This is a genomic window from Bradyrhizobium sp. BLXBL-03 (assembly GCF_051853015.1).
Taxonomy (GTDB): domain Bacteria; phylum Pseudomonadota; class Alphaproteobacteria; order Rhizobiales; family Xanthobacteraceae; genus Bradyrhizobium; species Bradyrhizobium manausense.
On sequence record NZ_CP182470.1, the window covers coordinates 1,520,045 to 1,537,925 of the forward strand.

Annotated in this window: 20 protein-coding genes; 5 read left to right on the plus strand and 15 right to left on the minus strand. The window is 62.2% G+C overall.

All coding sequences use genetic code 11. The annotated features are described in order from the left end of the window. Nucleotides 1–64: 64 nt before the first annotated feature. The gene (locus ACNJX9_RS07255) at nucleotides 65–244 is read right to left on the minus strand and encodes a CsbD family protein (protein ID WP_439408282.1); all 180 of its coding nucleotides are present in this window, start codon (nucleotides 242–244) and stop codon (nucleotides 65–67) included. Between the two features lie 133 nt (nucleotides 245–377). After that, complete coding sequence (locus ACNJX9_RS07260; RefSeq protein WP_439408283.1) at nucleotides 378–1,994, minus strand: alpha-amylase family glycosyl hydrolase; 1,617 nt, start codon at nucleotides 1,992–1,994, stop codon at nucleotides 378–380. 238 nt (nucleotides 1,995–2,232) lie between these two features. Here ACNJX9_RS07260 and ACNJX9_RS07265 point away from each other — a divergent pair, with 238 nt between their 5' ends. Next, complete coding sequence (locus ACNJX9_RS07265) at nucleotides 2,233–3,207, plus strand: cation diffusion facilitator family transporter (RefSeq protein ID WP_057752729.1); 975 nt, start codon at nucleotides 2,233–2,235, stop codon at nucleotides 3,205–3,207. Between the two features lie 235 nt (nucleotides 3,208–3,442). Then, entirely contained in the window at nucleotides 3,443–5,242 is a 1,800-nt protein-coding gene (locus ACNJX9_RS07270; protein WP_439408284.1) for an SDR family oxidoreductase, read from the plus strand. Here the strand turns inward: ACNJX9_RS07270 and ACNJX9_RS07275 are convergent. The 12 genes from ACNJX9_RS07275 to ACNJX9_RS07330 all read right to left on the minus strand — a co-directional run bounded on the left by ACNJX9_RS07275 (nucleotide 5,235) and on the right by ACNJX9_RS07330 (nucleotide 15,183). After that, a complete protein-coding gene (locus ACNJX9_RS07275; RefSeq protein ID WP_057752725.1) occupies nucleotides 5,235–5,615 on the minus strand; it encodes a c-type cytochrome in 381 nt (126 codons plus the stop codon). The two genes, ACNJX9_RS07270 and ACNJX9_RS07275, sit on opposite strands and share 8 nt — an antisense overlap. 12 nt (nucleotides 5,616–5,627) lie before the next feature. Then, nucleotides 5,628–6,233, minus strand: a complete 606-nt coding sequence (locus ACNJX9_RS07280) for a c-type cytochrome (protein ID WP_439410020.1) — start codon at nucleotides 6,231–6,233, stop codon at nucleotides 5,628–5,630. A gap of 14 nt (nucleotides 6,234–6,247) precedes the next feature. After that, entirely contained in the window at nucleotides 6,248–7,087 is an 840-nt protein-coding gene (locus tag ACNJX9_RS07285; protein ID WP_439408285.1) for a substrate-binding domain-containing protein, read from the minus strand. After that, on the minus strand, nucleotides 7,071–8,933 hold the full coding sequence (locus tag ACNJX9_RS07290) for a methanol/ethanol family PQQ-dependent dehydrogenase (RefSeq protein ID WP_439408286.1): 1,863 nt from the start codon (nucleotides 8,931–8,933) through the stop codon (nucleotides 7,071–7,073). The genes ACNJX9_RS07285 and ACNJX9_RS07290 overlap by 17 nt, the downstream gene beginning before the upstream one ends. 96 nt (nucleotides 8,934–9,029) lie before the next feature. Beyond that, a complete protein-coding gene (locus ACNJX9_RS07295) occupies nucleotides 9,030–9,626 on the minus strand; it encodes a heme-binding protein (RefSeq protein WP_439408287.1) in 597 nt (198 codons plus the stop codon). A 273-nt stretch (nucleotides 9,627–9,899) separates the two neighbouring features. Then, a complete protein-coding gene (locus ACNJX9_RS07300; protein WP_439408288.1) occupies nucleotides 9,900–10,820 on the minus strand; it encodes a cytochrome c oxidase assembly protein in 921 nt (306 codons plus the stop codon). Then, nucleotides 10,808–11,161: a hypothetical protein gene (locus tag ACNJX9_RS07305; protein WP_057752712.1), complete on the minus strand. Its 354-nt coding sequence runs from the start codon at nucleotides 11,159–11,161 to the stop codon at nucleotides 10,808–10,810. Before ACNJX9_RS07305 ends, ACNJX9_RS07300 begins: the two co-directional genes overlap by 13 nt. Next, nucleotides 11,158–11,757, minus strand: a complete 600-nt coding sequence (locus tag ACNJX9_RS07310; protein ID WP_439408289.1) for a cytochrome c oxidase subunit 3 — start codon at nucleotides 11,755–11,757, stop codon at nucleotides 11,158–11,160. Before ACNJX9_RS07310 ends, ACNJX9_RS07305 begins: the two co-directional genes overlap by 4 nt. Further along, the gene (gene ctaD / locus ACNJX9_RS07315) at nucleotides 11,754–13,661 is read right to left on the minus strand and encodes a cytochrome c oxidase subunit I (RefSeq protein WP_439410021.1); all 1,908 of its coding nucleotides are present in this window, start codon (nucleotides 13,659–13,661) and stop codon (nucleotides 11,754–11,756) included. Before ctaD ends, ACNJX9_RS07310 begins: the two co-directional genes overlap by 4 nt. Nucleotides 13,662–13,663: 2 nt before the next feature. Beyond that, nucleotides 13,664–14,647, minus strand: coding sequence for a cytochrome c oxidase subunit II (gene coxB / locus ACNJX9_RS07320; protein ID WP_439408290.1), 984 nt, complete (start codon nucleotides 14,645–14,647; stop codon nucleotides 13,664–13,666). Between the two features lie 174 nt (nucleotides 14,648–14,821). Next, nucleotides 14,822–14,944: a hypothetical protein gene (locus ACNJX9_RS07325; RefSeq protein WP_283809612.1), complete on the minus strand. Its 123-nt coding sequence runs from the start codon at nucleotides 14,942–14,944 to the stop codon at nucleotides 14,822–14,824. Between the two features lie 29 nt (nucleotides 14,945–14,973). Then, nucleotides 14,974–15,183, minus strand: coding sequence for a hypothetical protein (locus ACNJX9_RS07330; protein WP_439408291.1), 210 nt, complete (start codon nucleotides 15,181–15,183; stop codon nucleotides 14,974–14,976). Between the two features lie 94 nt (nucleotides 15,184–15,277). On the opposite strand from ACNJX9_RS07330, the gene ACNJX9_RS07335 reads away from it, so the two are divergent. Beyond that, on the plus strand, nucleotides 15,278–15,751 hold the full coding sequence (locus ACNJX9_RS07335) for a metallophosphoesterase family protein (RefSeq protein WP_439408292.1): 474 nt from the start codon (nucleotides 15,278–15,280) through the stop codon (nucleotides 15,749–15,751). Between the two features lie 74 nt (nucleotides 15,752–15,825). Continuing rightward, entirely contained in the window at nucleotides 15,826–16,683 is an 858-nt protein-coding gene (locus ACNJX9_RS07340) for an SDR family oxidoreductase (RefSeq protein WP_057752700.1), read from the plus strand. On the opposite strand, the gene ACNJX9_RS07345 is transcribed toward ACNJX9_RS07340, so the two are convergent. Continuing rightward, a complete protein-coding gene (locus tag ACNJX9_RS07345) occupies nucleotides 16,676–16,948 on the minus strand; it encodes a DUF6894 family protein (protein WP_439408293.1) in 273 nt (90 codons plus the stop codon). The two genes, ACNJX9_RS07340 and ACNJX9_RS07345, sit on opposite strands and share 8 nt — an antisense overlap. Before the next feature lie 277 nt (nucleotides 16,949–17,225). Here ACNJX9_RS07345 and ACNJX9_RS07350 point away from each other — a divergent pair, with 277 nt between their 5' ends. Beyond that, on the plus strand, nucleotides 17,226–17,843 hold the full coding sequence (locus ACNJX9_RS07350; protein ID WP_439408294.1) for a cell envelope biogenesis protein TolA: 618 nt from the start codon (nucleotides 17,226–17,228) through the stop codon (nucleotides 17,841–17,843). Nucleotides 17,844–17,881: the final 38 nt, after the last annotated feature.

Consider the following 17,881-nt stretch of genomic DNA (forward strand, 5'->3'; position numbering starts at 1 on the left):
CCGGTGCGTCGATAGATGCGATTCGACGTGCGCCAACCATCTATGTTCCTGGTGGCAAGGACACTTACGTCAGCTGGCGCAGCTTTTTCAGCGGATTGAGTGGGGGCCGCTCCTCGTGATGATTGTTGGGGCGGTCGGCTTCCGCCTTACCGTCGTCGTGGAGAGCTTGATCGCCGATGATCTCGCCGACTGCCTGCTTGGCTTTGCCGACGAGGCGCTGCCTGAGGTCTTTCGCTTTGCTCATCGTCAGTCTCCGATGTCGCCGCTGACCCGGGCGCCTGAAGGGGAACGCTTGGGGGCGGCCTACGGTCATCCGGCAAGGGGGATGCGCCGGACGCCCGGGTGAGACTCCCAGGCTCGATCGAGGTTCCTGAGCGTTACCCGGGGGCACGGCGGGAAAGAATCACGCCCTCATTGCCTCGAAGCAGGACTGAGGCCGCCGCTACAGCCTCGGATGCCCGGTCCAGATGGGTTGATAGCAGGACACGGCCGGAAACCTGGCTGGGCCATTTCCGTGGTTCGTCTGCGATGTTGAGCACTATCAGCATGTGGTGTCCTTCATAGACCCGTTCGAACGCAAGAATGTCGTTCTGCGAGCGCAGCGGGTGGTAGTCGCCTTCACGAAGACATGCATGCTCGCGCCGCAACCTCAGCAGCGCACGAAACAGCATCAGGATCGAACCGTCGTCGTTCTGCTGAGCTGTCACATTGGTCGATCCCGCGGGATCGAGCGGCAGCCATGGGCGTCCGTCCGAGAACCCACCATTTGCTGTATCGTCCCATCGCATCGGAGCGCGTTCGGGATCACGGCAAAGGCCGTAGCCGGGGACGAGCCTTTCGAATGGGTCCTGAACCTGATCAGGCGGAATAGGGACGCGCTTACGACCGATCTCGTCACCCATGTAGATAAAGGGAGTTCCTCTCAGGGTCATCAGGAGCATTGCCAGCACACGTAGTTGCGGCTCGCCGATCTTGCTCGCGATCCGCGGCTTGTCATGGCCGCCAATCACCCACACTGGCCAGGCGCCGTCGGGCAGGGCATTGAAATAGGCATCGATCGCGGCTTGCAACGACAATGCATTCCAAGGCGCGTCAAGCAGCGCGAAGTTGAGCGGCAAATGCAGCCGCGGGCGCTCCGTGCCGTAGAAATGGCCGATGCGATCGGTTTTGCCTTGAACTTCGCCGCACAACAGCCGCTCGGGATATTCGTCAATCACGCTACGGATGAACTCGATGCATTGCATCGTCTCCGGTCGGTCGTCCGTGAAGACGGGCGTCTGTCGCTGCGGTGGCGGCTTGCCCTGGGCATCGGGATTCGCCGGGTTGTCGCGCAGATGCGCGTCCTTGATCAGAACCGCACTGGCGTCGACGCGGAAACCGTCGACGCCTCGGTCAAGCCAGAAGCGCATCACATCGGCGATGGCGGAGCGCAGCTGCGGGTTGCGCCAGTTGAGGTCGGGCTGCTCAACCAGGAAGGTATGATAATAGTATTGCCGCCGCGCTTCACACCACTCCCATGCGCTGCCGCCGAAACGGCTGAGCCAGTTGGTTGGCGGACCACCGTTCTCCGCGGCGTCCGCCCAGATGTACCAATCTGCTTTCGCGCTGCTGGGTGAACTGCGGCTCTCCACGAACCATTCGTGATCATCCGCCGTGTGATTGGGAACGAGATCCAGAATCAGGCGGATACCGGCCTGATGCAGAGCGGCGAGAAGCTTGTCGAACTCATCAAGGGTCCCGAAGGCAGGGTCGATCGCGCGGTAGTCGGAGATGTCGTAGCCGAGATCGCGGAACGGACTCTTGTAGATCGGCGTCAACCAGATTGCATCGACGCCCAGCCATTTCAGATAGTCGATCCGGGACATCAGGCCGATCAGGTCGCCCTTGCCGTCGGCATCGGAGTCCTGGAACGAGATCAGAGCAATTTCGTAGATGACCGCGGATTGCCACCACGGGCTTCCGTCACGCGCTGAGCTGTCATTGTCTCGTATCAAGGCTCACATACCCTCGGCTCAGAACTCCTGCCGATGTTCCTTCTCCGGCCAACCGGCTGACATCTAAGTCTTGGAGGGAACGAAGGTTGCTAATGCTGTCGTAACTGATCGTTTCTCCGCGAATTCGCCAATAGGAACCAGTCGGCGAGACGATGATTGGGCGTCATCAGCACAGGCCCCAGGGCAGGCCGATGTGGGTTAGCAAGCCGTTCGAGCGTGACCAGAGAGGCGGCCAGCCATAAGCGACGCGAGAGAACAGGCTAAATCCTCGACAAAGATCACCGTCTACGCGGCGTTGATCGGCAACGTGCTGGTCGCCCTGACCAAAATCGGCGCGGCGGTATGGACGGGGAGTTCGGCGATGACCAGCGAGGCTGTTCATTCGGTTGTCGACACCTCCAATGAAGGCTTGCTGCTTTACGGTTATCGTCGTGCCGATCGGCCGGCCAACGAGGCGCATCCGCTCGGCCACGGGCGAGAGCTCTATTTCTGGAGCTTCATCGTTGCGCTACTGATCTTCGCGCTCGGGTCAGGTGTGTCGTTCTATCAAGGCGTCATGCACGTCCTGCGGCCTCGGCCGATCGACGATCCCGTCGTCAGCTACGTCGTCCTTGGGCTGTCCTTTATATTTGAGGGCGTGTCCTGGCTGATCGCATGGCGTCGGGTCCGGGCCGACGGCAGGAAGTTCGGCTATTACAATGCGTTTGTCCGCAGCAAGGATCCGCCGGCGTTCATGGTGCTGTTGGAGGATAGCGCAGCCTTGATCGGAATCGTCATCGCCGCTGCGGCCACGGTCGCAGCCGTTATGTTCAATCAGCCGGCGTGGGATGGGGTTGGCTCCGTTCTGATCGGGATTCTTCTCGGAATCACGTCAATTGCACTCGCGCGCGAGAGCAAGAGCCTTCTGATCGGGGAGCCGGCAGATCCGGAACTTGCACGATCGGTCGTTGATCTGGCCCGGCGGTCTCCCGGCGTGCTTCGGGCCAACGGCTTGCTCACGGTGCAGCTCTCGCCGACGGAGATCGTCGCAGCCCTCAGTATCGAGTTCGCAGATGACAAGAGGGCGGACGAAATAGAGCAGCTGGTTGTTGCGATCGAACACGACATTCGAAAGCACCATCCGGAAGTTGCCGCGATCTTCATCAAGCCTCAGACCCATACGAGATATCGTCATGTTCGCGCAGAGCGGTTAGGAATGAGCCACCGCGAATGAGGACATCACGAAGTCGAGCGTTGGACAAGATTGGCGACGACCAGAATGATGAAGACGCCGAACAAAAAGCTTCCAGCGGATATCCGCCGCCGACGAATTGGTTTTTGGACGTTTCGCATGGACATGGTCCAGATGACGCTTGGCAATCGAACAGGTGGATTTTAGTTCCTACCGCAGCGGTTCAGGAACGAGCGTCATGTCCGCGATTTGAGCAAGGGCTCATCGGAAGACGCTCATGAACAATTCTGATCCTGCCTTCTCGCTCGCCCGGATAACCAGGGTAACGGACGATATCTGGGTTGCAGACGACAAGCCGATCAGCACGGCGGGTTTGCCTCTGCCCGTCCGCATGACTGTGATTCGGTTGTCGAACGGGGATCTGGTTCTGCATTCACCAGTGCGATATTCGCCGGCCTTGCGCACCGAACTCGAGCGCGTGGGATCAGTCAAGTATCTGCTCGCGCCAAATGTCGCGCATTGGATGTTTTTGCCCGATTGGCAAACACAGTGTCCGCGGGCGCTGACCTTTGCAGTGCGGGGGCTCGCCGGCCGGAAACAGGTCAGACAGGCCGGTCTTCATATCGATCGCGAGCTCGGCGACATCACCCCGCAAGACTGGGCAGGCGAGCTCCAGGCGGTTTTCATAAATGCCCCGATGTTTTCGGAAGTGGAGCTATTCGACAAGCGCAGCCGCACATTGATCCTGACGGATCTCGTGCAGAATCTCGATGCAGACCATCTTTCGGGACCAGCTCAGGCCGCCGCAAGTCTGCTTGGGATCGCCAAGCCGGACGGCAAGGCGCCCATCTATCTGCGGCTGCTGTTGCATCTGGGCGGCCGCGCCGTGCAGGCTGCGGCAGAGCGGCTCGTCAGCCTGGGTCCTGAGCGGGTGATTTTTGCCCATGGAGACTGGTTCGATTCCGACGCAGCCGAGCGTCTTCGTCGCTCGTTGCGATGGCTGCTTCCGAGCCGTACGCCGGGCCTGACCTCACAGTCCATGTCCGGCACCCGCGTCGTCATAACCGGTGCATCCAGCGGAATTGGTCGTGCTGCGGCGTTGGCATTCGCGCGGGAAGGCGCGAGCTTGGCTCTTGCCGCGCGCCGTGGCGAGATCCTGACCGATCTTGCGGCGGAGTGCGAGGCGGTCGGCGGCCGTGCCCTGGCAGTCCCGACCGACGTCACGGATCCCGATGCGGTGCAGAGGCTTGCCATGCAAACCGAAGCAGCGTTCGGAGGTATCGACGTCTGGATCAACAATGCCGGAACCGGCGTGTTCGGCGCCTACCAAAACGCGGATCTTGCCCTTCATCGTCGAACGATCGAGGTCAATCTCCTGGGCACGATGCACGGCGCCTTCGCGGTGCTTCCGTTCTTTTTGCGTCAGAAGCGAGGTGTCCTGATCAATAACATCTCTTTGGGAGGTTGGGCGCCGACACCGTTCGCGGCTGCCTATACGGCCAGCAAGTTCGGGCTGCGCGGGTTTACGGCGAGCCTGCGCCAGGAACTCGGCGGCTATCCGCATATCCACGTCTGCGGCGTTTTCCCGGCGATGGTGGATACCCCGGGCTTTGTCCATGGCGCCAACATGTCCGGGAAGAAGCTCGATCCCGGTCCGCTGCTGTACCAGTCCGAAGATGTTGCCCAGACCTTTCTGAACCTCGTCCGCAAGCCTCGCAATGAAGTGGCCGTCGGGTGGCCCGCGCGCGCCGGTCAACTGGCATTCGCTCTCGCCCCGAAATGGACAGAAGACACGCTGGGAACGGCGTTCCGATTTCTGCTGTCGCGGGCGCGACGGGCGCCGGTCACAGAAGGGAGCATCATCGACGCCAGTCCGCTTGGCGTCTCGGTCGATGGTGGCTGGCTGGCTGGCAAGCAGCTTCCGCCGGCCGGCGCGATCGGCAAGGGTCTGGCGGTGCTTGGTATTGCCGCGTGCCTGGTATTGATCGCATCGGCTGCCGCCCGACCGCCTCGGCGTCATACGAAGACCCGCGGGCAATCTCATCGCCGATCTCATAGGCCCGCACATCCTACTTAAGCGTAGCGAGAAACGCCGCAATGTCGCGTGCGTCCTTCTGCGAGATGCCCATGCTTGGCATGGCGTTGCCTGGCAAGGCCCGCTGCGGATCCTCGATCCAGGCCGCCATATTGTCCGGTGAGTTCTGGATGTAGCCGGCGATATAGGTCCGCGTGCCGATCCGATGCAAAGGTGGCCCAACGTTCCCGTCCGCTCCGGCAACGCCGGGAATGTCGTGACAGCCGCCGCAATGATAGTTCTTGACGAGGTCGGCGCCCCGGCGCGCATCGCCGTTGAAATTGTCAGGGCCCGCAGCTTTGGCGTCGCCGCCGCCGATCATCGCCATCCCCATCAGCGAGGTGATCAGCAACCGTGCGGCAAGATGATCGCCCATTCGATACTCCGATCAGGGCTTCTGGCCGAAACTGAAAGTCTTGGTTGCTGACCAAGGATCGGTCGTCGAGACCTGCTCGCTTGGGACCTGCTCGACTTCGGGTGAGAGCGGGTTTGCAGAGAGGGTGCGGCCCCACTGATGGCTCGGCTCGTTACTGATCTTCCCGATGTAGGTCACGAGATCCCAGATCACGCTGTCGGGCAGCACGCCGCCCCAGGCCGGCATTCCGTTCGGCCGGCCCTGGTAGATCGAGAGGTAGATGTTTTCAGGCTGCGAGCCATACGTGAACGTGCTGTTGCTCAGCGCCGGGCCCATGCCGCCGCCGCCATTGGAGGCATGGCAGCCGCTGCAATTGAAATTGATGAAGTACGTCATCCCGCGCTGCTCCGCATTCGGATCGCCTTGCGAGGGGTTCTTGATCTCAGGTGGATCTGGCTGCGCACCCGGATGCAGATGACTGACCGGAACCTGCATGAACACGCCGGGCCGGCCGTTGCCGACGCTGCCGCCGAAGTTCGGGCGCGGGGACAGCGTCGGCATCTGTGCCTCCTGCGATTGCGGCAGGCTTTGCTGGGCGTGAGCGGAATGGTTCACGGCGATCAGCAGCAATAGAGACATGGCAGTCGCACGCATCACTCATGTCCTCCGGAAGCGGTTGCGGGGCGCTCAACCAGGGGCACGCCGTAGCTGCGCAGCAGCGAGGCAATGTCGGATTGGTGCTCGTCGATGAATTCATCCAATTGATCGCGCAGAGCGTGGTCGCCCTTGCGTACGCCCATCGAGATCGCGAACTGGAATTGCTGGGGTGCGAAGCGCTCGCCATCCTGCACCGCTGTGACCGTCAGGGGCACGGCGGAATGCCGAGCGAAGTAGCCGCCCAGCGGTCCCCAGGCCGCGGCGACGTCGATGTCGCCGTGCGCGACGGCCTCGATCAGCCGTGCGGGCGGATCGGGTTCGCGATAATCTCCATAGATCGAGTATCCCCGGACATTGTCCACGATGCCTTGCTCACCGAGAGCTTCGGCCGGCGGCGGATTGTTGCCGTCGTCACCGACGAGATGGACGCCGATGACAAGGTGATGAAGGCGAGGATCGAGCAGAGAGGATAGATCGAGATGCTTGTCCTGTCGGGTGACGAACACGTAGGTGGAGCGATAGTACGGCCTGGTGGTCTCCACGAGATCGTAGCCGGCGGGTACGCCCATCACGACGTCGCACTTCGCGGCCTTCAGCGTGTTGCGGATGAATCCGCGTCGCTGCGCCCACCAGGTGTAGCTGACCTGCCGTCCGAGGAACTGCGCGAGCATCGTCGCGACTTTGTTCTCGAAACCGGCTTCGGCTTGGTTGGAAAACGGCAGATTGTTCGGATCGGCGCAGACGCGCAGCTCACCATCCGCTGCGGCAATCGCGGGAGAGGCAAGCCCGATCAAAGCCCCAAAAGTGAGGGCGATACAATTACTGCGCACGCGCATGGCCGTTGTCCTGACCATTGGGGCCGCCCAGCTTGAAAACCAGCAGCTCGCTGCCGCCCGCGGTGTAGAACGGCAGATCTTGCGTCGCGCCCGTGAAACCGAGCGCGCTGTTGCGGACGCGCTGATCGACCTCGGCGTTGGCGACGACACCGGGCCAACCGCCGACGCCCGACAGGATCGCGATATATTGCTGGCCGTCCGAGCCGCGATAGGAAATCGGCTGCCCAATGAATCCGGAGCCGGCGCGGAATTGCCAGAGCACCTTTCCGTCCTTGGCGTCCACCGCCTTGAACAGGCGATCCATCGTGCCGTAGAACGCGACATCACCGGCGGTCACGAGGGTGCCGCTCCAGACCGGCAGCTTCTCGTGGATTTCCCAGGCTTTTTTCCGCGCGATCGGATCCCACGCCATGAACTCGCCGCGATAGCCGCCTGGTCCGGCATACATGTCGACATCGGCGCCCACATAGGGCGTGCCGGCGATATAGCCGACCTGTGAGGCCTTGAAATCCATGCAGAGGTGCTGGTGCGGTACGTAGAGCAGCCTGGTCCGCGGCGACCACGCAGTAGGCTGCCAATCCTTTGCGCCCGGGGCCGCCGGACAGATGTTTTCCACCGTCTTGCCGACGAGCGGGGTCTTGTCCTCGTTGGGAATGATTTTGCCGGTCTTCAGATCGACGCCCTTGTAGCTGTTCACGAACTCATAGGCATCCGCCGAGATCACTTCCCCGGTGGCGCGATCGATGACGTACATGTAGCCGTTGCGACCGGGATGAATCAGAACTTTACGGGTTTGCCCGTTCAGCGGGAGATCGACCAGCACGTTCTCGTTGATCTCGTCATGGTCGAAAAGATCGTGCGGATTGACCTGATAGGCCCATTTGGCGCGGCCCGTATCGGGATCGCGCGCGAAGATCGTCGTGCTCCAGAGATTGTCGCCCGAGCGCTGGTTTGCATTCCAGGGACTGGGATTGGCGGTGCCGTAGTAGATCAGGTTGAGCTCGGGATCATAGGAGATCCATCCCCACATCGTGCCGCCGCCAATCTGCCAGCGATCGGCGGGCCAGCTCTTCACGCCGAGATCCTTGCCCTTGAGGTTGTCGTAGAACGGCTTGAAGTCGTCGCCGATCAAAACGTCCTTGTCGGGACCCGTCGCATAAGCGCGCCAGGCGATGGCGCCTGTGTTCTCGTCGAGCGCGGTGACCCAGCCGCGCACGCCCATTTCGCCGCCGCTGTTGCCGACGAGAACCTTGCCTCTCACGATGACAGGCGCCATCGTGATGGTCTCGCCCTTGTTGATCTCGCCGAGCTTCGTGTGCCAGAGTTCCTTGCCCGTCTTGGCATCGATCGCGACCGAGTGATTGTCGAGCGTGTTGAGAAAGATCTTGCCGTCGTCGAAGGCGAGCCCCCGATTGACCACATCGCAGCAAGCGACACCTGCCGCGGCGGGTTCAGGCTTCGGCGCGTAGGACCATTTCAGCTCACCCGTGGTGGCGTCGAGCGCGAAGACGCGGTTTGGGTACGGTCCGGCGTAGGGGCCGACCACGTACATCGTGCCGTCGATGACGAGCGGCGCCGCCTCCTGGCCACGGTCCGCACCAATCGAGAACGCCCAGGCAAGCTGAAGGCGCGTTGCATTGCTTGCGTTGATCTGGTCGAGGTCGCTATAGCGCGTATTGGCGTAGTCGCGAGCAGCCATTGGCCATTGACCCGGGTCTTTCATCCGGTCGGCCAGATCACTTTGCGCGAAGGCAGTTTGCGCGAAGGCGGTGGAGAGCAATGCGCTGAAAGCGCAAAGCGCGCCAATCATTCCGCCCAACCGCCGACGGACGCCAAGCGTTAACATAGGTGAAGACTCCACGGCATTTGATGAGGCCGTGCCGCGTTGCAGGCCGTTTCGCGGATGTACAAACGTTGCGGGTCTGCTTGGTTCCTAGCGCCGCTATCTCACCACGTTCCCGGAGACGCCCGCCCCCAGGTCGACCGCGATCTGATCTTCCTTGCCGTTGCATTTGGGATGGCCGAATCCCGACGGACTTTTGCCGTCGGGCCCGATGTCATAGATGATCGCGTCCTTCATGTTCGGGCTGACGCCCGCCGGGACGCGATCGAGACTGAGCAAGTGCCGTATGCGCCAGGCCACATTGTGGTCCGCGCAGGAGCTGTCGCCACTGACCCCCAGCGCGCCGGCGATGCCCTTGTCGTCATAGAGCGCAAGGCCGCCGCCGAAGACGATCACACCGCCCACGGCCTTTCCGACCATCGGATCGTGGTTGGTGCCGAAATCGTCGGGCGTGCCGGCATAGATCGCATCAGCGGAAGGCGGGCTGCTCAATGCGGCGCCGAACAGGAATCCGCCGGGCTGGGCGCCCGCGTAGAGATTGGCGGTCGCCATAGCCTTGTCCTTCAGGCTGAAAGCGTTTGCGGTGTTGGCCTTTTCGGCAGCGATCGCGCGGCTGCCGAGCCACTGATCGTCGACCTTGCCGCCGCTATAGGCGACGGCGCAGACGATCCCTGGCGATTGACCACAGCCGCCCATTCGTTGTTGTCGAGCCCGCCGTTGCTCGGCCCTCCGCCGGGCTTGACGCTCTTCTTGAGAATGTCTGCAAGCTGATCATGGTCAACCGGGCAGGACGTTGCGGGACGCGGCTGGTCTTGCGCGGTCGAGCCGGTGGGCAACGTGAAGCATGCCGCGATCAAGGCTGCGAGTGGCAACGCACGAGGTCTGGCCATGTATCCTCCAAGAGAACTGTCATGGGAGCTGTCAAGCTCAACAGCGAACGTCGCTTTGAACGCGCGGTTCCTATGATCCTCAGCCGGGTCGAACGGAAGACAGGCGGGAATGCGGGTCCATCGAGGTCAGCCAGCGGTGTGCGAAGAAGAGCGCGGCACCCGTATAAAGGATGCCCATGGGGACCCACATCAGCATGCCCGCAAGTTGCTGGTCTTCGAGCGGCGTCAGGCCGAATTCAGCAGCGAAGACGCCTTGAGCTGGAATCCACAAGCGTGTCGACAGCGTCAGCAGCGCGCCGAGTACGCCGGAATGCAGCACCGTGATGAATAGGCAGACGATCGCAATGCCATCGCGAAGCCGCACGCTGCGACCGCTTCCGCGGCCATGCAGCAGCACCCACCAGAACAGCAGCGCCGTTGCAAAGAAGCTGATGTGCTGGAAGCGGTGGACTCCGGTGTTTTGCAGCGCAAGGGCATAGAGTGGAGGCGCGTGCCAGGCCCAGAGGGCCAGGCCATGCAAGGCAGTCGCACTGACAGGATGGCTGATCAGAGCCCATGGCCGTGCCAGGATCGGCCAATTCAAGGCGCGGCCGATCGCGGGGCGAAGCGCAGCCGGCAGGCTCCACATCATCGGTCCGTTGATCCGGGCAAACGCCATCAAGGGAGCGCCCACGACCATGAGCAGTTCGTGCTCGATCATGTGGGCGGTGAACAGACGCTCGCCGAGCCAATGCAGCGGCGAGGTGAGGGCGAGCGCTACGACCAGCCATCCTGTCCAGAACGCCGCGACCTGGGCAAAGCTGACGCCGCGCCCGCCGCCGGCATGGTGCCAGAGTCGCTGCGTTCCCATGTAGAAGCCGATACCGACGATATAGAGCGGGCTCAAAAGCCAGGGATCAAAGCTCCAGAGCGATCCTGGATCGACCTCCGAAAGGCCATGAGCCATCGCCGGCCCGGCAAGCAGGCCGAGCAGCAATCCCAGCAGCCTCATCGCAGGCATGGGCTGATCATCAGCGAAGCCGCGAGCTGGTTGGCGATGACGAGCGCAAACAGGATGCCGGAGCCGACGCCGAGCCATGCCATGAACGTTCGGGGACCGCCTCCTTGCGCCTCGGCCCATTCCGCGCCGGCGCCGCGACGAACCGCCCGTGCCGAGATCACGGTGCCTGCGAGGGCGACGACAGCCAAAACAGCGCTCATGATGGTCCCGGTCAGCCGTGTCGTCTCGCACGAGAAATGAGCGAGCGCGTAGACGCCCTGCAAATTGATGCCCCAGGCGAGCGGCCCCAGAGCGACACCGGCCCAATAGAGCAGCCTCGGATGTGCGTCGTTGACGGTCATAGGCGAGGCACCCAGTCGAGCAGCACATAGAGCGGCAACCAGGCCAGCACGACGAAATTCCAGTAGAATGCGTTATCGGTGACGTCGCTGAACCGCCGCGGCTTTGCATGGGCCGTGAACATCAACACTGTCAGCACCACCGTGTCGCCGAGATCCGTGGCGAGATGCGTCGTGTGCAGTCCGAGGATCAGCCAGACGACCGACCCATAAGCAGAGTTGTCCCAGCGCGTGTTGAGGTGAGCGAATTCGAAGCCGCGGAAAACCAGCAGCACGATCCCGATCAGCGACATCACGATCAATCCGGTACGCACCTTCGCAAGATCCTGCCGCTTCGCCGCGCGATTTGTCATCTCATTCGGGATAATGCTCAGCAGATAGATCACGACCTCGACGGTCCCGGGCCAGAGATCTGGCGGGGCGGCGCCGATCGGCCAGTCCGAATTCACCGCATAGAGATAAAGATAGGCGCCGATCGCAATCGCGAATCCCATGCCTTCCAGTGCCATGAAACCCATGGCGCCCCACCAGGGGCCGCTTCGGGGTCCGTAGCCGTAGGTCGGAAGCGCGCCGACATTGCGGACGATGGTCTGTCTCACTCCTCGTCCTCCCTGCTGCCGGAAGGCCAGAACCAGCCGATCAACGCAACCGCCATCGGCGGTGTGCCCCAGAGCACGGCCCAGGGTGTGAAGATCGACCCGATGAAGAATATCGTCGTCGTGATCGCCGTAATCAGCGGCCAGACGCTGGGCTCGGGGGAAGCCTCGCGAGTCTGCGGCTCGGCTTCCGCGAGGGACGTCAACAGCACTTCCCGCCGCTCGATGCTGAGACCCGCGACGACGGGAAGGCTTTCGTTATCGAACCACAGGGGATCGCGATGTTTGACCACGGGAATGCGATCGAAGTTTTGCGGTGGAGGCGGTGACGAGGTCGCCCACTCCAGCGTCGAGGCGTCCCAGGGGTTGTCGCCCGCAAGTGCGCCGCGGCGAAGGCTGTAAATCACGTTGGCGAGCAAAATCGCGAAGCTGATCGCGAAGACAACCGCGCCGCCGCTGGACACAAGGTTCAGGTGCGCCCAATCCATGTCGGCCGTATAGGTGTAGACCCTGCGCGGCATCCCGATCAGGCCGAGGATGTGCATGGGGAAGAATGCGACGTTGAAGCCGATGAGGGCGAGCCAGAAATTCCAGCGCCCCAGCGTCTCACTGAGCATGCGGCCGGTAATCTTGGGAAACCAGTAGTAGACGGCGCCGATCAGCGGAAAGACGGCGCCGCCGATCAGCACATAGTGGAAGTGAGCGACGACGAAGTAGGTATCGTGGACCTGGGTGTCGATTGGAACGGAGGCCACCATGACGCCGGACAGGCCGCCAAGCACGAAGACCACGATAAATCCGATCACGAACAACAGCGGGGTCCGGTAGACCGGGCGCCCATCCCAGAGCGTCGCCAACCAGCAGAAGATCTGCAAGCCGCTCGGCACCGCGATCAGCATGCTGGACGCCGTGAACAGACCTGCACCGAGCTGAGGCAGACCGGTGACGAACATGTGGTGGACCCAGAGACCGAACGACAGGAACCCGGTCGCGATGAGCGAAAGAATGACCACGGGATAGCCGATCACGGGACGGCGGGCGAATGTTCCGAGAATCATCGACACCATTCCCGTTCCCGGAATGAAGATGATGTAGACCTCGGGATGCCCGAAGAACCAGAACAGATGCTGCCAGAGCAGGGGATGCCCACCCGACGATGGATCGTAGAAGCGCGTGTTGACGAGCCGGTCGAGGATCAGCGATGTCGACGCAACCATGATCGAAGGCATGGCGAACATCACCAGGAAGCTCGTCACCAGCATCGCCCACACGAACAGCGGAATGCGGTCCAGTGTCATGCCGGGCGCGCGAAGCTTGAACACCGTCACGACGATTTCCACGGACACGGCAAGCGCGGCGACCTCGGTGAAGGTGATCATCTGTGCCCAGACGTCCGGGCGCTTGGTCGGCGTGTACTGCAACGAAGAGAGCGGAACATAGGCAAACCAGCCGACGTCGGGCCCGACATTGAGCAGAAAGGAAATCCACAGAAAGCAGCCGCCGAACAGAAACATCCAGTAGCTGAAGGCATTCAGACGCGGAAAGGCAATGTTTCGCGTTCCGACCATCAAGGGAACGAGGTAGACGGCAAAGGCCTCCATGACAGGCACGGCGAACAGAAACATCATCGTCGAACCATGCATCGTGAAGATCTGATTGTACTTGTCCGGCGACAGAAACGTCTGTTCTGGTCCTGCGAGCTGAATCCGCATCAGGATCGCGAGCGCGCCGCCGAGAAGCAGGAACGCGAATGCGGTAACGATGTATCGGCGCCCGATGACCTTGTGGTCGACGGACATCAGTGCGCCGAGCAGCCCTGACGGGGTACGCCACAGTCTCTCGAGGCGAGTGGCGAGCTCGAGGCCATTGAGCGCGTCGTCTCGCAATTCGCGTTCGTCGGCCAACACGGTCACTTGAGTTGCTCCAGATAGTGAAGGATCGCGATCAGCTCGCCGGACTGCAGCGGCATCCTCGGCATGTAATTGCCGGGCTTGATATGCTGGGGATCTGCGATCCAGGCGCCGAGCGTGGCAGGCGTGAGGGGCAGCGTTCCGGCCGCGACCGTGGTTCGGCTGCCCACATGGGTCAGATCGGGGCCCAGTTGCCCACCGGCCAGCGTGCCGCGGATATTGTGACAAAGGGCACAACCTCTGGCGCGGAAAAGCTGCTCGCCTTGCTTGCCCAGCACGTCGGTCGGGCTGCTCGCGCTCTGATTTTCATGATCGCGCCAGCGGCCGAATTCGTCCGGCGACAACGCGAGCACGGCAAAGGCCATATGGGCATGCTGCAATCCGCAAAATTCGGCGCATTGTCCGCGATAAACGCCGGCGTTCCTGGCTGTGAATTGAAGCTCGTTCTTCTGTCCGGTAATGAGGTCCATCTTCCCGGTCAGGCTCGGCACCCAAAAGCTGTGAATGACGTCGGCGGACTCCAGTTCGACCTTGACGGCTTTGCCGGTCGGAATCCGGATCTCGTTCGCAGTCACGAAGCTCCGATCCGGGCTGTCATCCTCATAGCGGACCTCCCACCACCATTGGTGGCCAATGATCTTGAGCGTCAGGGCGTTGTCGTCCTTGGCAAAGACGGTACGCTGACCGGCGTAGCTGACGATCGAAAGTCCGAGGACAATCACCAGGGTCGCGAGCCCCAGGGCGAACACGACGCGACCAGTGGCTTTCTCGAAGCCCTGATGCAGAGCCAGCGGCCGTTCGGGCATGCGCTTTCGGCGCAACAAGCCGATGCCAAGGGCGATTACAACGGCAGTCCACACCACTGCCGCCACCGCCAGAAACAGCAGGAGGGTCCGCAGGATCTGGTCGGATTGCAGCCCCTGCGGTGCAAGCGCCGACTGCCTGCCCTCGCAGGCGGCCAGCGGCAACGTCACAAGTGTCACCAGAGCCGTTCGTATTCTGACGGGCATCGATGTTTCGCCATGCTCCCCTGCTGGCCGAACCGATCAATCCTTTGAAGGTTCCTATTGCCATGACGAGGCCGCGACGGGCGATCGTTGCCGGATCGACATCTTCAACGCGGTCAACGACTTCATGTAAATTGTCGAGAGTCCGACCTAGAGCGGCCATCCTTTGGTCGCGATGAAGATGGCCGCATCGGCGACGGCCATCAGCAGCAGGATGATGACCACGGCAAGCAGCGCCCCCGGCTGAAGAATTGCGCGCAAATCCTCGAGCATATGACGGGTCCATCAATCGATTGCGTGAGCTATCGTGTGACCGGCTTCTGCGGATCGTCCCGGCGTTGCGCTGCTTCGGTGTTCCGATCGAGCTGGGCGCGCTCGCTGCGGCGCAGATGCCCTGACCGCCAGACGCCGTACCAGATTGCTCCGCCGAGGACCAAAACGCAAAGACACAGCAACCAAACCGTTTTGACAGAGAGGTCTCCAAGAAGCATTCCTACGCCGGTGTTGCCCATGTCTGTGCTCCCGTTAGATAGGCGGGCAATTCGAGCGCGGCATTGTCGTTCCTAAACGCGGGTCAAGGCAGCTGTTATGGGGAGATGTGAGGCAATGTTCAGGATCGGCATCATCTCAGACACCCACGGTCTGCTGCGGCCGGAAGTGGAACAATGCTTCCGCGGGACCGCCCACATCATTCACGCCGGCGATATCGGTGCCGAGCATGTCATGGAAGGGCTACGCCGGATTGCCCCTGTCACTGCGATCCGGGGCAATGTCGATGTCGGCGATTGGGCCCGCTTCTATCCCGAGACGACGACCGTTCATCTCGCCGGGCGAGCCTTCTATGTCTTGCATGATATCAACGAGCTGAAGAGCAGGCCCGCCCCCGCGGATGTCGACGCCGTGATCTCTGGCCATTCGCATCGGGCAAGCCTCAGGACCAGGGATGGTATCACCTATCTGAACCCAGGAAGCGCCGGGCCGCGGCGATTCAAGCTGCCGATCACGCTGGCAACGATCGACATCGACGAGCATGGCGAATTTCGGGTGAACGTACGCACCCTTGATGAATGTTCTCGATAGGTCGGCCGCCTGATGGGAAGCTAGGAACACTTTCGCTCGGGTTCTGTTAGCGCAGCGAATCTCGGAGGCGCTCCATGACCGAATATCCGAAGCCGCCATATCCCCCTCAGCATCAGTCCATGCCTGGCGCGACCCGCGCGATGAACCCGCGGCCCGACCACGGCGAAGAGAGTTATAAGGGCGCCGGTCGCCTGGCCGGCAAAAAGGCCATCATTACCGGCGGAGACAGCGGCATCGGTCGTGCGGTCGCGATTGCGTATGCCCGCGAAGGCGCAGACCTCGCTATCGCCTATTTGAATGAGGATGAGGATGCCGCGGAAGTCAAAGCGCTGGTGGAGCGGGAGGGACGGAAGGCCATCCTGATTGCAGGAGACATCCGCGACCCCGGCCATTGTCGCGCGATCGTGCGGCGCGCCGTCGAGGAACTCGGCGGACTGGACATCCTGGTCAACAACGCCGCCCATCAGGCCACGTTCAAGGACATCGGCGATATCAGCGATGACGAGTGGCAGCGCACGTTCGAGGTGAACATCCATGCGATGTTCTATTTGACCAAGGCGGCCGTGCCCCATATGCGTCCCGGTGCTGCGATCGTGAATACGGCCTCGGTCAACTCCGACATGCCGAATCCGAGCCTGCTCGCCTACGCAACGACCAAGGGCGCCATTCAGAATTTTACCGGCGGGCTCGCCCAGATGTTGGCGTCGAAGGGCATTCGGGTCAATGCGGTTGCGCCTGGCCCGATCTGGACGCCGCTTATCCCATCGACCATGCCGGAGGAAACGGTCAAGAATTTTGGCAAGCAAGTGCCGATGCAGCGTGCAGGGCAGCCGGCCGAACTCGCGACAGCCTACGTCATGCTTGCCGATCCGCTGTCGAGCTACACCTCGGGAGCGACACTGGCCGTCACCGGCGGAAAGCCCTTCATTTAAGACGTTCCGTCTTGACCTCGATGCGAAACAACGGGCTTCTATCTGGCTTCAGAACCTCCAGCTTCCAGACACCGCCGGGCGCGAGCACATCTTCGATGTCGCGGCTGAGCAGGAGCGCCTTTTTCCAAGCCGCGGCCTCGTCGGGCAAATCCTCGCCGACCAGATCCTCGAAGGGATGACCGTTGTGAATGTTGAAATAGTAGCGTGGCATCTCGCCAGAACGTCCGATCTCGCTGCAATGTTCCGGCTGCATGCGGCCGCGCAATGGCTGGACCCGGCCGCCCCGCGCAGCCCCTCAGAGCATGATGACATAGACAGCAAAAGGCGATGTCCGCAGCCGAATCGGGAACCAGCAATGCGCAATCATCGCGATTTCGGTCGTCCTCGCAGGCGTCGGCGGCGCACCTTGCCGATCAGCTACGGAAGATCACCATGGCCGCAGCCCTCCGGTCACTCGCGGCAGCGCTCGTTATCGGCGTGCTGACCGGGCGGCGACGCTAGACGGGATAGCCGACGGCGAAGATCGGCGCTATCCAGAGGGGATGGCGCGCAAGCTCAAGACATATCAGACGTCCCTTGGCTTCCACGATCTCGCGGTCGCGGCGCCGTCGATGAAGGCCGCGCTCGAGGCCTGGGGCGCCGGAAGCAACCTCTTTCACCAGGGGTTGGCCACGGAGACCGATGATCCCGAGGTGGTTGCGGCGACCATGGCAAAGCCCGGCGTGGTCCTCCGACGGGCAGTCGGATCGAGCGGACGATTTTCCGAGCACTCCAGCATACCCTCGCAAGCGGCCGCGGATCGTGCGCATGAGCAGCCCGCGCCGCGCCGATCGAAGCCGCACGGGCGACAACCGTCCCAGGTCAGCAGCAAGGCCGCGCGACAAGCGGCTGCAAACTACGAGAAAGAGCAGCGGCGGCGCGAGGCGCAAAGCCGGCGCGAAGAAGCCGCCCGAGCCAAGGTCAGGGAGCGCCAGGAGCGGGCTATCGCAAAAGCGCAGGCTGCGCTCGAAGACGCCGAGCGGGAGCATGGAGCCAGGCTTGAGGCCATTGAAGCCGAGCGGGCCGCGGTGGACGCGCGGGCGGCTGCGGAGGATGAGCGGTGGGCCGGGCAAAAGGCCAAGCTGACGGCCGCGCTGCGTCGCGCGCGGAATAGCGAGTGACCAGCAGATGATCTAGAACAGGCCAGCTGAAGGGTTTG